We start from the raw sequence: 12,384 nt of genomic DNA, 5'->3' as shown, positions 1-12,384 counted from the left end.
AGTAGAGGCCCATGCGTCCCATACGCCTGGCCTGCGGTGTCGCGGCCGCCCTGCTGGCCACGGCCTGCGCCGCCACCGGAACGACCACCCAGCCCTCCACCGGCCCGCAGGCGGAGGTCGAGCCCGGCTACCTCGCCGTGGCCGACGACGCGCTGCCCTCGGGCGGCACGCTGAACCTGCAGGTCCACATCGACAGTGGCGCGGCCACCGGCTACGACCCGCAGCTCGCCGACGTCGCCACCACCTGGCAGCTGCTCTCGCTGGCCTACGAGACCCTGGTCACCGTGGGTCCCGACTTCAGCGTCCAGCCGCTGCTGGCCGAGAAGTGGGAGACGCCCTCGCCCACCGAGTACGTCTTCCACCTGCGCGAGGACGTGTCGTTCAGCAACGGCAGGAAGATGACGGCCGACGACGTGGTGGGGAGCTTCGAACGGCTGCTCGCGTCCAAGTCGGTGTGGCGCGGCCAGCTGGGCGCGGTCAAGTCGGTCACCAAGGACGGCGACCACACGGTGAAGGTCACGCTGAAGGAGCCGTACACGCCGTTCCTGGCGGCCCTGGCCAACGTGCCCGCCGCGGTCCTGCCGATGAAGGAGATCAACGACAAGTCGGTCGATCCGGCGACCACGCTGCTCGGCACCGGGCCGTACGTGGTGAAGGACCACCGCCAGGACGTGTCGTGGACGTTCAAGCGCAACGAGAAGTACTGGGCGAAGGGCAAGCCCGCGGCCGACACCCTCAACATCACCATCGCCCCCGAGGAGGCCGCGCGCGTCGCGGCCCTGCAGAACGGCAGCGCCGCCCTGGCCACGCTGGGCAACGTCGACTCGGCCGGCATGCTGGCGGGCGCCGGTGACGTGAAGGTCGTCACGCAGGCCACGACGGACTTCTACTACCTGATGCTCAACACGAAAGCACCAGCCTCGAAGTTCGCCGACCCGAAGGTGCGTCAGGCGATCGCCATCGCGCTCGACCAGCGGCAGATCGCCGACATCGCGCTCGGCGGCAAGGGCGAGCCGAGCGCCGTCACCCCGGCAGGCCTGCCGGGCGCCTGCGACCCCGCCGCCCTGCCGTCGGCCTCGAAGGGCATCGACGACGCCAAGAGGCTGCTGGCCGAGGCGGGCGCCCAGAACCTCACGTTCACGCTCAGCATCTACTCCACCCAGCCGGCCCCCGCGGTCGCCCAGGTGATCCAGCAGAACCTCCAGCAGGCCGGCATCACCGTCAAGATCGAGCAGATGGACGAGGCCGGCTGGTCCGGCAAGGTGTACGGCAAGGCGCCCGCCGAGTTCGACGCCGCCCTGTCGTGGTTCGCCGGATACGCCGACCCCGGCATGGTCACCAAGTGGTGGAACCCGGAGGAGGCAGGCTTCAACGTCGGCTTCATGACGCCCGACAAGGAGCTGAACGCGCTCATCGACGCCGCCGGCAAGGAGCCCGCCGGCGCCGCACGCGAGAAGGCGCTGGCCGCCGTGTGCGCCAAGGCCGACGCGGACGCGCAGATGATCCCGCTGGTCACCCGCCCCGCCACGGTCGCCTTCAGGACCGACGCGCTCAGCCCCAGCCTCTACTCCACCGAGGGCTACGGCAACGTGCTGCGCCTGGTCGCCGACGCCCGCGTGAAGAAGTCCCAGTAACGATGCGGCTGCTGATGTGGTGGTCCGGCCGGGCGCTCAGCTCGGCCGCCACGCTCCTGGGCGTCTCCGTGCTGATCTTCGCGGCCGTGCGCCTGATGCCCGGCGGCTTCGCGGAGACCGTGCTGGGCCCGTTCGCCACCGCCGAGCAGAAGGCGGAGCTGGCCACCCGCTACGGGCTGGACCAGCCGGTGTTCATGCAGTACGGCCACTGGCTTGGCACCGTCGCGGGCGGCGACTTCGGCATCTCCATGATCAGCCGCCAGCCGGTCGGCGCGGAGCTGCTGGCCCGCCTGCCGGTGACCGCCGAGCTGTCCCTGCTGGCCGTGGCCGTCAGCGTGCTCGCCGGGGTGCCCCTCGGCGTGCTCACCGCCGTACGCGCGCGGCCGGGCGGCGGCGGGGCCGCCGGGCGGCTGCTCAGCGGGCTCGGCGTCAGCGTCCCGGAGTTCGTGCTGGGCAGCCTGGTGGTCTTCGTCTTCTCCCGGTACGCGCTCGGCCTGGAGGTCGGCGCGTGGGTGCCGCTCACCCAGGACCCCGCCCGCAACCTGGCCACGATGGTGCTGCCGGCCGCCGTCCTGTCGGTGTTCGCCGTCTCCGTCACGGCAAGGACCACGCGAGACGCCGTCATGGGCGTGCTGGTCGAGCCGTACGTCACGGCCGCCGTCGGGCGCGGCGAGTCGCCGTGGTTCATCGTCAGGCACCACATTCTGCGCAACGCCGCGGCCCCGGTGGTCACGCTCCTCGGCACGATCACCGCGTACCTGCTGGGCGGTGCGCTGATCGTGGAGCACGTGTTCAACCTGCCGGGCGTCGGCTCGTACATCGTGCAGGCCGTCGGCCGCCGCGACTACGCGGTCGTGCAGGCCGGCGTGCTGCTGGCGGCCGGCGTGTTCATCGTCATGAACGTGGTCATCGACCTGCTGGTCGGGGTGCTCGATCCCCGGCTCGGCGTCACGGCGGGGAGGCGCTCATGAAGAGGCTGGACCGGCTGTCCCTCGGCGGGCTGGCCTGCCTGCTCGTCCTGGTGGTGTTCGCGCTGGGCTCGCTCGCCGGGGCAGGGGGAGACCCGGACGCGATCGTCGGTCCGCGCCTCCGGCCGCCGGGGCCCGGCTGGTGGCTGGGCACCGACAACCTGGGCCGCTCGATGCTGCCGCGCGTCATGGAGGGCGTGGGCACGACGCTGCTGCTGTCGTCGATCGCCGTGCTGGTGACGGCGGCGGTCAGCGCGACGTTCGGCATCATCGCCGGATACCGTGGCGGCTACCTGAACGAGCTGGTGATGCGCCTGGTGGAGGTGCTCTATTCCTTCCCCGCCATCGTGCTCGCCATCCTCGTCGCCGCCGTGCTCGGCCCCGGCCAGGTGGCGGCGCTGGCCAGCATCGTGCTGGCGACGATCCCGCTCATGACCCGGCTGGTGCGGGCCGCCGCCGTGGCCGTGTCGCAGCGCGACTACGTCACCTCCGCGGTCATCAGCGGCGCGCGGCTGCCGCGCGTGCTCGGCCGCCACGTGCTGCCGAACGTGGCCGGCACGATCGCCGTGCAGGGCACGTACGCGCTGTCCGTCGGCATCGCGGTCGAGGGCGGGCTGAGCTTCCTCGGCTTCGGCGTGCAGCCGCCGCAGGCCTCGCTCGGCGTGCTCATCCAGCGGGGCGGCACCTACATGATCGCCGCGCCCTGGCTCATCCTCGGCCCCGGGGTGGTGCTGGTGGTGGCGATCCTGGCGATCAACGTGGTGGGCGACGGGCTGCGCGACCAGCTCGAACCCCGGGAGACGAGGTCCCTGACATGAGCCTGCTCTCAGTACGGAACCTGGTGATCGACTACGCGGGGACCCGTGCGCTCGACGGGGCCGACCTGGAGGTCGCGCACGGGGAGAAGGTCGGGCTCGTGGGCGAGAGCGGCTCGGGCAAGTCCACGCTCGGCTCCGCCGTCGGGCGGCTGCTGCCGCGCCCGGCCCGGCGCGGCGGCGGGGAGGTGCTGGTCGCGGGGGAGCCGGTGTTCGACCTGCCCCCGGCGGGGGTGCGCCGGCTGCGCAGGCGACACCTCGGATTCGTCTTCCAGGACCCGATCGGCTCGCTCGACCCGACGATGCGCGTCGGCGCCCAGCTCCGGCTCGTCCTCGGACGCGGCGCCGACGTGAACGTCCATCTGGAGCGGGTCAGGCTCGACGACCCGCGCGTGGCGCGCGCGTACCCGCACCAGCTGTCGGGTGGAATGGCGCAGCGGGTGGCGGTCGCGATGGCCATGGCCACCTCGCCCGAGCTGCTCGTCGCCGACGAGCCGACCGCCGCGCTGGACAGCCAGGTGCGCGAGGAGGTGCTGAACGTGGTGTTCGCGCTGGCCGCCGACGCGGGGACGAGCCTGCTGTGGCTCAGCCACGACCTGCCCGCCGTCGCCCGCCGCTGCGACCGGGTGGCGGTCATGTACGGCGGCCGCGTCGTCGAGCACGGCCCGGCCCGCGAGGTGCTCGGCAAGCCCGCCCACCCGTACACGGCGGCGCTGGCCGGGTCGGCGCCCGCGGCGGCGGCCCACGGCGCCCGCCTGGAGCCCGTGCCGGGACGGCCGCCCGTGCTCACCGGGCCGTCGCCGGGCTGCGCGTTCGCCCCGCGCTGCGCGCTCGCCGCCGACCGCTGCCACCACGAGCGCCCTGACCCGGTCAGGGTGCGCGACCAGGAGGTCCTGTGCCACCGGGCCGGCGAGGTGACGGCATGACCGGCGACACGCCAGGGGCTGAGGCGATCCTCGAACTCGACGACGTCACGGTCACCTTCACGGCCGGGCCGCCGCTGCGGCGCATCCGGCTGGACGCCATGAGGCACGTCTCCCTGTCGGTGGCCAAGGGGGAGACCCTCGGCCTGGTGGGGGAGTCCGGCTCGGGCAAGACGACCACCAGCCGGGTGGCGCTCGGCCTGCACCGGCCGACGAGCGGCGCCGTCAGGTTCGACGGCCGTCCCTTCCCCAGGCGGCGGCGCGAGCTGGCGGGCCGGATGCAGGCCGTGCTCCAGCACCCGCACTGGTCGCTCAACCCGAGGATGCGCGTCGGCCAGAGCGTCGCCGAGCCCCTGGCGGTGCTCGGCCGTCCCGTGGGAGACCTGGTCACGGAGATGCTCGGCCACGTCGGCCTCGAGGAGTCGTTCGCCGCCCGTTACCCGCACGAGCTCTCCGGCGGCCAGCGGCAGCGCGTCTCCATCGCCCGCGCGCTGGTCACCAGGCCCGACTTCATCGTCTTCGACGAGGCGGTCAGCGCGCTGGACGTGTCCGTGCAGGTGCAGATCCTCAACCTGGTCAAGGATCTCCAGGCGGAGTACGGCTTCAGCGCGCTGTTCATCTCCCACGACCTCGGTGCGGTCCGCTACGTCGCCGACCGGATCGCGGTGATGCGCTCGGGCGAGGTCGTGGAGACGGCCGACACCGCCACCTTCTACACCGCGCCCGCCCACGAATACTCCCAGCGACTCCTGGAGGCACTGTGACCGACGAGCCACGGCTCGCCCAGCCGTCCGCGTTCGCCGCGGGGGTGCCGCGCAACGCGGACCTGCCGCTGACCCCGCAGCCCAGCCCCGGGCGCGCATCCGTGACGTTCGACCTGCCCGGCGTGCACGTCGGCACCGCCGAGTACGGCGAGGGCCCCACCGGCTGCACCGTGATCCACGTTCCGGCGGGGGCGCGCACGGCGGTGGACGCCCGCGGCGGCGCGGTCGGGATGAGCGGCGGCTACGACTTCAACCACGCCATCTGCCTGGCGGGCGGCTCGGTCTACGGGCTGGCCGCGGCGGCGGGGGTGAGCGACGAACTGCTCGCCCGCAGGGACAACCGGACCAGGTGGGACGACCTGCAGCTCGTGTCCGGCGCGGTCATCTACGACTTCTCCTGCCGCGACAGCGCCGTCTACCCGGACGCCGAGCTGGGCCGGGCCGCGCTGCGCCAGGCGCGGGAGGGCCGGTTCCCGGTGGGCCGGTGCGGCGCGGGCCGCACGGCCAGCGCGGGCAAGGTCGAGTTCGGCCGGGCCGAGTTCGCCGGGCAGGGGGCGGCTTTCGGCGTGTTCGGCGAGGCCAAGGTGCTGGTCGCGACCGTGGTCAACGCCGTGGGCGCGGTGGTGGACCGGGACGGCGGGATCGTGCGCGGTAACTACCACGCCGGCGAGGGCGTCCGGCGCCACCCGCGCGTCGACTACGCCGAGACGATCGGCGAGCCCGCGCCGTCCGTCATGGGCAACACCACGCTGACCGTGATGGTGACGAACGTGCGGCTGTCGGACGTCGAGCTGCTCCAGGTGGGCAGGCAGGTGCACAGCTCCATGCACCGCGGCATCCAGCCGTTCCACACCCTGACGGACGGCGACGTGCTGTTCGCGTTGACCACCGACGAGGTGGATCTTGCGGGCGTCAAACCGACGGGCCTCGGGACGCTGGCGTCCGAGGTCGCGTGGGACGCGATCCTGAGCGCGGTGGAATAGGCATGCACACCTTCCCCCGTTACGCCGCCGAGGACCCGGCGCAGGTGTCCGCGCTGATCAGGGAGAACCCGTTCGCGCTGGTCGTGAGCGCGGTGGACGGCGTGCCCGTCGCCACGCACGTGCCCGTCATCCTCGAAGGGGCCGCCGTCGCCGGCGGCACGCTGCTCGGCCACATGGCCCGCGCCAACCCGCACTGGCGCTCGTTCGAGGGCTCGCCCGACGTGCTGGTGATCTTCTCAGGACCGCACGGGTACGTCTCGCCCACCGTGTACGCCACCGATCCGGCCGTGCCGACCTGGGACTACGCGGCCGTGCACCTGACCGGCCGGGTGGAACTCGTGGACGACGCGCTCGACGTGGTGGAGCGGACGGTCACGGCCCTTGAGTCGCTGCGGGAGCCCGCGTGGGAGCCCACTCCGGCGTCCCGTGACCGGTTCCGCGCGCTGCTGCCGGGGGTGGTGGCGTTCCGGGTCCACGTGCGTACGGAACAGAGCATGTTCAAGCTGAGCCAGGACCTCGACGCGGAAAGGTACGCCAGGGTCCGCGACGCGGTGGCCACCGAGAACCCGGGGCTCGCGGCGCTGATGCGCGAAGCCGGGTGCGCAGCGCTGAGGGACAGGGCTGATGGACAGGGCTGAGGGACGGCGCTGATGGACGGCGCTGATGGACAGGACAGACGGACAGGGCTGAGGGTCGAGTCATGACATTTCCTACTTTCACGTCCAGCCAGAGCGAACCCCGAGCCCGCGGCGAGGAACTCGGCTCCCACCGCCGCGCGGCCATCGCCGCCAACCTCGCCGGCTACGGCGACCTGTTCAGGGTCGCCGGCGCCACTCCCGCGCAGGTCCGCGCGTGGGGCGAGCGGGCGCTCGACCGCAGCGCCGCCTGGGCGCCCCGGCTGGCCGACGAGATCGCCGGGATCGCGTCCGGGGCGGGGCTGGAGCCGTGGCAGGTCGCCGTGGTCAACGCCAGGACCGAGATCCTGGCCGCCCTCCACGCGACCGGCGAGGGGGAGTGCTCGACCTCCGTCGTGCTGCCGGGCCCCGGCCTGCCGCCGCGTACGGTGCAGACCTGGGACTGGCACGACCACCTGCGCGACGCCCCCATGTTGTGGGAGTTCGAGCCCCGCCCCGGGCACGTCGTGCGCACGTTCACCGAGTCGGGGGCGCTGGCCAAGATCGGGGTGAACACGGCGGGCCTGGGCGTGCACTTCAACATCCTGCGCCACGACGCCGACACCGCCGAGGTCGGCGTGCCCGTGCACCTGATCGCCCGCCGCATTTTGGACGAGGCGGCCACCGTCGAGGAGGCCGCCGGCATCGCCCGCTCGGCCACGGTGTCGGCCTCCACCGTCATCACCGCCGTGACCGCGGGCGGCGCGGGCGCGATCGAGATCTCCCCGGCCGGCGTGGCCGTCATCCCACCCGATCCCGGCGGCGTCCTGCTGCACTGCAACCACTTCCTCGACCCGGCGCTGGCCGAGGGGGAGCGGCACGCCACCGAGCGGCCCGGCACGTACGCCCGGCTGCGGCACCTGCGCGACCACGCCGGGGAGCTCAGCGGCGACGACCTCACCAAACGCGCGCTCGCCCTGCTCAGCCACGGCCCCGAGGACGCGCCCGTGTGCGCCCACCCCGATCCGGCGCAGCCGATCGACCAGCGGTGGGAGACGCTGGCCACGATCGGGCTCGACCTGCGGGCCGGGCGGCTGCGGGTGCACCAGGGCGGGCCCTGCCAGGTGACCGAGGCGACCTGGCAGACGTTCTGATCGGCGGCCGGTCAGCTGAACGCGCTGATCCCGGTGAGCGCCTTGCCCAGCACCAGCGTGTGGATCTCCGACGTCCCCTCGTAGGTCAGCACGGACTCCAGGTTCACGGAGTGCCTGATCACCGGGTATTCCAGGGTGACGCCGCTCGCGCCGAGCAGCGTGCGGCACTTCCTGGCGATCTCCAGGGCCTCGCGCACGTTGTTCAGCTTGCCGGCGCTCACCTGCTCGGGCGTGATCGTGCCGGCCTCCTTCAGCCGTCCGAGGTGCACCGCGAGCAGCAGGCCCTTGCCCAGCTCCAGGGCCATGTCGGCGAGCTTCTCCTGGGTGAGCTGGAAGGAGGCGAGCGGCCTGGCGAACACCTCACGGTCGCCCGCGTACGCGATCGCGGTCTCCAGGCAGTCGAGCGCCGCCCCCATCGACCCGAACACGATCCCGAACCGCGCCTCGTTGAGGCAGCCGAGCGGCCCGGACAGGCCCCTGGCGCCCGGCAGCATCGCCTCGCCGGGCAGCCGCACCCCGTCGAGCACCAGCTCGCTGGTCACGCTGGCGCGCAGCGAGATCTTGTGCTTGACGTCGTTCACGGTGAGGCCCGGCGTGCCCGCGGGGACCAGGAAACCCCTGACGCCCTCGTCCGTGCGGGCCCAGACCACCGCGACGTCCGACACCGAGCCGTTGGTGATCCACATCTTGGTGCCGTTCAGCACCCAGTCGCCGCCCTCGCGCTTGGCCGTGGCGCGCATGCCCCCCGGATCGGAGCCGAAGTCGGGCTCGGTCAGGCCGAAGCAGCCGATGCGCTCGCCGGCCGCCATCGCGGGCAGCCACTCCTGCTTCTGCTCCTCGCTGCCGTACTTCCAGATGGCGTACATGGCCAGCGACCCCTGCACCGACACCAGGCTGCGCAGCCCGGAGTCGGCCGCCTCCAGCTCCAGGCAGGCCAGCCCGTACGAGACCGCGCCCATGCCCGCGCAGCCGTAGCCGTCGAGGTGCATGCCGAGCACGCCGACCGAGCCGAGCGTGCGGGCCAGCTCGCGCGCCGGCAGCTCGCCGTCCTCGAACCAGCCGGCGACGTGCGGCCGGATCTCCCGGTCGCAGACGCGCCTGACCGTGCTCCTGATCTCGCGTTCCTCCTCGGTCAGCAGCGTGTCGAGGGCGAACAGCGCGGTGGGTGCGATCATGACCTCTCCATATTTTGGATCCAATATTGAAAATCCAATATGTCACGGTTAGGGTGCGTTGACCATGGACGTTCTCAATCTCATCGACGGCCGCTGGGTCGAAGGGGACGGCGAAGAGTTCGCCGACACCAACCCCGCCCGGCCGGGCGAAGTGGTGGCACGCGGGCGCTTCGCCTCCAGCTTCGAGGTGGAGCGGGCCGTGACCGCCGCCAGGAAGGCGGCGCCCGGCTGGGCGGCCACCCCCCACCACGCCCGCGCCGCGGTGCTCACCGCCGCCGCCGGCCTCGTGGACGCCGAGGCCGACGCGTGGGGCGCCGAGCTGGCCCGCGAGGAGGGCAAGACGCTGCCCGAGGCGGTCGCCGAGGTGCGCGGCGCGGCCCGCATCCTGCGCTATCACGCGGCCGAGGCCGACCGGGAGAACGGCGAGGTCTACGCCTCCCCGCGCCCCGGCGAGAACGTGCTCGTCGTCCGCAAGCCGATCGGCGTCGCCGGCCTGATCACGCCGTTCAACTTCCCCATCATCATCCCCGCCTGGAAGATCGGCCCCGCGCTCAGCCACGGCAACACCGTGGTGTGGAAGCCGTCCTCGCTGGTGCCGCTGCTGGCCTACCGGCTGGCGCAGGCGCTGACCAGGGCGGGCCTGCCCGACGGCGTGCTCAACCTCGTCCACGGCGAGGCCGCCGCGGGCTCCGCCATCGTCGACCACCCCGGCGTGGACGCCGTGTCGTTCACCGGCTCCACGGCGGTCGGCCGGGCGGTCATCGCCCGCTGCGGCGAACTGGGCAAACCCGTGCAGACGGAGATGGGCGGCAAGAACGCCTCCATCGTGCTCGCCGACGCCGACCTCGACCACGCCGCGGAGCAGGTGTGCCTGGGCGCGTTCCGGTCCACCGGGCAGAAGTGCACGGCCACCTCGCGGCTCATCGTCGACTCCGGCGTGGCCGACGACCTGCTCGAACGGGTGGCGGAACGCGCCGCGCGCCTGGTCGTGGGCGACCCCCTGAAGGCGGGCGTCGACATGGGCCCCCTCGTCAGCTCGGCCGCCCGCGACCGGGTGACCGCCGGGGTGACACGGGCCGTCGACGAGGGCGCCAGGCCGCTGGCCGGCGCGGAACCGCACGCCGGTGAAGGATGGTTCGTGCCGCCGACCGTGCTCGACCTGCCGGGAACCGGCGTGGACTTCTGGCGTACCGAACTGTTCGGGCCCGTCGTGGGGGCCGTGCGGGCGTCCGGCGCGGAGGAGGCGCTCGGCCTGGCGAACCTCAGCGACCACGGGCTGTCCGCCGCGATCTTCACCCGCGACCTCGGGGTGGCGCTGTCGGCCGTCGACCGGGTGGAGGTCGGCGTGCTGCACATCAACTCCGAGTCCGCGGGGACGTTCCCGCACGTGCCGTTCGGCGGGCTCAAGCAGAGCGGGTTCGGGCCCAAGGAGCAGGGACGGGCGGCCAGGGAGTTCTTCACCCGGACGGTGACCGTCTACCTCGGGGCGCCGGCGTGACCGGTGGGGCGCTGTCCGGGCTGCTGGTGGCCGACTTCAGCCGGGTGCTGGCCGGGCCCTACGCCACGATGCTCCTGGCCGACCTGGGCGCGGAGGTCGTCAAGGTGGAGCGGCCGGGCACGGGGGACGACACCCGCGCCTGGGGCCCGCCGTACGCGCCCGGCGGGCAGGCGACCTACTTCCTCGGCGTCAACCGCAACAAACGCTCGATCGCCCTCGACCTCGGCGACGAGGCGGACCTGGAGGTCGCGCGGGCGCTGGCCACCCGGGCCGACGTGCTGGTGGAGAACTTCAGGCCGGGCACGATGGACCGGCTCGGGCTCGGCTACGACGCGCTGCGCGCGCTCAACCCGGGGCTGGTGTACTGCTCGATCACCGGGTTCGGGTCCGGCGCCGGGGCGGGGCTGCCGGGGTACGACCTGATCGCGCAGGCCGTGGGCGGCTTGATGAGCGTCACGGGCGAGCCGGACGGGCCCGGCACCAAGGCGGGCGTGGCTCTCGTGGACGTCATCACCGGCCTGCACGCCGCGCTCGGCGTCCTGGCCGCACTCCGCCACCGCGACCGCACGGGCGAGGGCGGCCACGTCACCGGAACCGGCCGGCCGCATCAGGGCCAGCGGGTCGAGGTGTCGTTGCTCTCCTCCCTGCTGTCGGCGCTGACCAACCACTCCTCCGCCTACGCCGCCGCCGGGGTGGTGCCGGAGGCCATGGGCAACCGGCATCCCAGCATCGTCCCGTACGAGGTGTTCCACGCGGCCGACCGCCCCATGGTGATCGCGGCCGGGAACGACCGCCAGTTCCGGGCCCTCTGCGCGGTGCTCGACCGGCCGGACCTCGCCGCGGACCCCCGGTACGCCACCAACGCGGGCAGGGTCGCCGCCCGCGACGGGCTGGTATCCGCGCTCGACGACGCGCTGCGGGCCCGTCCGGCGGACGAGTGGTTCGGGCTGCTCACCGCCGCCGGGGTGCCCTGCGGCCCGATCAACGACCTGGCCGCCGCGTTCGCGCTCGCCGAGGAGCTCGGCCTGGAGCCGTCCGTACGGCTCGACGGGGTCGGCCAGGTCGCCGCCCCCGTACGCCTCAGCGCCACCCCGCCCTCCTACCGCTGTCCGCCGCCGGAGCTCGGGCAGGACGACGCCTGGGTTCGTGAGATATTGGGGCCGTGAGTTCGGACGGGGCAGGGCGCAGGCCGCCGACGGCCCAGCAGTTCGTGCTGGCCGAGCTGCGCCGCGCCATCACGACCGGCCGCCTGCGCCCCGGCGCCCCCATCAGGCAGGACGCGCTGGCGGAGGAGCTCCAGGTCAGCCGGGTGCCGCTGCGCGAGGCGCTCAAGACGCTCGAGGGCGAGGGCCTGGTCACCTACAAGGCGCACAAGGGCTACTGCGTCGCGACGCTCTCGCTCGACGACCTGCGCGAGGTCTACCGCATCCGCGAGCTGCTGGAGGAGGAGGCCGTGCGCCGGGCCGTGCCCCGTCTCACCGACGCCGACGTCGACCGGCTGGAGGCCGCGCAGAGCGACGTCGAGCGGGCCGCCGCGGCGGGCGACGTGCTCGCCATGGCCACGGCCAACCGGCTGTTCCACATGACGCTGTTCGACTGCGCGGGCATGCCCCGGCTGGCCCGGCTGATCAGGACCTTGTGGGACACGACGGACGCCTACCGGTCGATGTACTACGGCGACGGGGGCAACCGCGAGCGGGTCGTCAAGGAGCACCGGGCCACCCTCGACGCGCTCCGACGCCGCTCCGCCGACGAGGCCGTCGCCACCCTCGACGTCCACCGCGACCACGCGGTCGCCGAGCTGGAGTCCCTGCTCCCCGCGTCACCGTGACAGCGCGAGCCTCGTCCGCGCGGGA

At 73.4% G+C, this 12,384-nt stretch carries 12 protein-coding genes; 11 read left to right on the top strand and 1 reads right to left on the bottom strand.

The window, feature by feature from the left end:
• Nucleotides 1-11 precede the first annotated feature (11 nt).
• From E1292_RS06140 to E1292_RS06105, 8 genes are all read left to right on the top strand, one after another.
• Complete coding sequence (locus E1292_RS06140; RefSeq protein WP_132592873.1) at nucleotides 12-1,634, top strand: ABC transporter substrate-binding protein; 1,623 nt, start codon at nucleotides 12-14, stop codon at nucleotides 1,632-1,634.
• Between the two features lie 2 nt (nucleotides 1,635-1,636).
• Nucleotides 1,637-2,605 (top strand): ABC transporter permease, encoded by a 969-nt coding sequence (locus E1292_RS06135; RefSeq protein WP_132592871.1) that lies wholly within the window; start codon nucleotides 1,637-1,639, stop codon nucleotides 2,603-2,605.
• A complete protein-coding gene (locus tag E1292_RS06130) occupies nucleotides 2,602-3,420 on the top strand; it encodes an ABC transporter permease (protein WP_132592869.1) in 819 nt (272 codons plus the stop codon). The genes E1292_RS06135 and E1292_RS06130 overlap by 4 nt, the downstream gene beginning before the upstream one ends.
• A complete protein-coding gene (locus E1292_RS06125; RefSeq protein ID WP_132592867.1) occupies nucleotides 3,417-4,343 on the top strand; it encodes an ABC transporter ATP-binding protein in 927 nt (308 codons plus the stop codon). The genes E1292_RS06130 and E1292_RS06125 overlap by 4 nt, the downstream gene beginning before the upstream one ends.
• Entirely contained in the window at nucleotides 4,340-5,104 is a 765-nt protein-coding gene (locus tag E1292_RS06120; protein ID WP_132592865.1) for an ABC transporter ATP-binding protein, read from the top strand. Before E1292_RS06125 ends, E1292_RS06120 begins: the two co-directional genes overlap by 4 nt.
• Nucleotides 5,101-6,087, top strand: a complete 987-nt coding sequence (locus E1292_RS06115; RefSeq protein WP_181958192.1) for a P1 family peptidase — start codon at nucleotides 5,101-5,103, stop codon at nucleotides 6,085-6,087. Before E1292_RS06120 ends, E1292_RS06115 begins: the two co-directional genes overlap by 4 nt.
• A gap of 2 nt (nucleotides 6,088-6,089) precedes the next feature.
• The gene (locus E1292_RS06110; protein WP_132592863.1) at nucleotides 6,090-6,725 is read left to right on the top strand and encodes an FMN-binding negative transcriptional regulator; all 636 of its coding nucleotides are present in this window, start codon (nucleotides 6,090-6,092) and stop codon (nucleotides 6,723-6,725) included.
• Nucleotides 6,726-6,787: 62 nt separating this feature from the next.
• Nucleotides 6,788-7,855 (top strand): C45 family autoproteolytic acyltransferase/hydrolase, encoded by a 1,068-nt coding sequence (locus E1292_RS06105; protein ID WP_132592861.1) that lies wholly within the window; start codon nucleotides 6,788-6,790, stop codon nucleotides 7,853-7,855.
• An 11-nt stretch (nucleotides 7,856-7,866) separates the two neighbouring features.
• Here the strand turns inward: E1292_RS06105 and E1292_RS06100 are convergent, their stop codons facing one another.
• Complete coding sequence (locus tag E1292_RS06100; protein ID WP_132592859.1) at nucleotides 7,867-9,030, bottom strand: acyl-CoA dehydrogenase family protein; 1,164 nt, start codon at nucleotides 9,028-9,030, stop codon at nucleotides 7,867-7,869.
• A gap of 64 nt (nucleotides 9,031-9,094) precedes the next feature.
• On the opposite strand from E1292_RS06100, the gene E1292_RS06095 reads away from it, so the two are divergent.
• Genes E1292_RS06095 through E1292_RS06085 form a run of 3 tightly spaced genes read left to right on the top strand, consistent with a single transcriptional unit; the run spans nucleotide 9,095 to nucleotide 12,359 of the window.
• Nucleotides 9,095-10,528 carry an aldehyde dehydrogenase family protein gene (locus tag E1292_RS06095; RefSeq protein WP_220446681.1) on the top strand — a complete coding sequence of 478 codons (1,434 nt, stop codon included), beginning with the start codon at nucleotides 9,095-9,097 and terminating at the stop codon, nucleotides 10,526-10,528.
• Nucleotides 10,525-11,694, top strand: a complete 1,170-nt coding sequence (locus tag E1292_RS06090) for a CaiB/BaiF CoA transferase family protein (RefSeq protein WP_132592855.1) — start codon at nucleotides 10,525-10,527, stop codon at nucleotides 11,692-11,694. Before E1292_RS06095 ends, E1292_RS06090 begins: the two co-directional genes overlap by 4 nt.
• The gene (locus tag E1292_RS06085) at nucleotides 11,691-12,359 is read left to right on the top strand and encodes a GntR family transcriptional regulator (RefSeq protein ID WP_132592853.1); all 669 of its coding nucleotides are present in this window, start codon (nucleotides 11,691-11,693) and stop codon (nucleotides 12,357-12,359) included. The genes E1292_RS06090 and E1292_RS06085 overlap by 4 nt, the downstream gene beginning before the upstream one ends.
• The last annotated feature ends 25 nt before the right edge of the window (nucleotides 12,360-12,384 follow it).

The sequence above is a fragment of the Nonomuraea deserti genome (assembly GCF_004348685.1).
In the GTDB taxonomy this organism is placed as follows: domain Bacteria; phylum Actinomycetota; class Actinomycetes; order Streptosporangiales; family Streptosporangiaceae; genus Nonomuraea; species Nonomuraea deserti.
The sequence above is the reverse complement of the archived record's forward strand: the minus strand, read 5'-3'. Positions and strand labels throughout refer to the sequence as shown.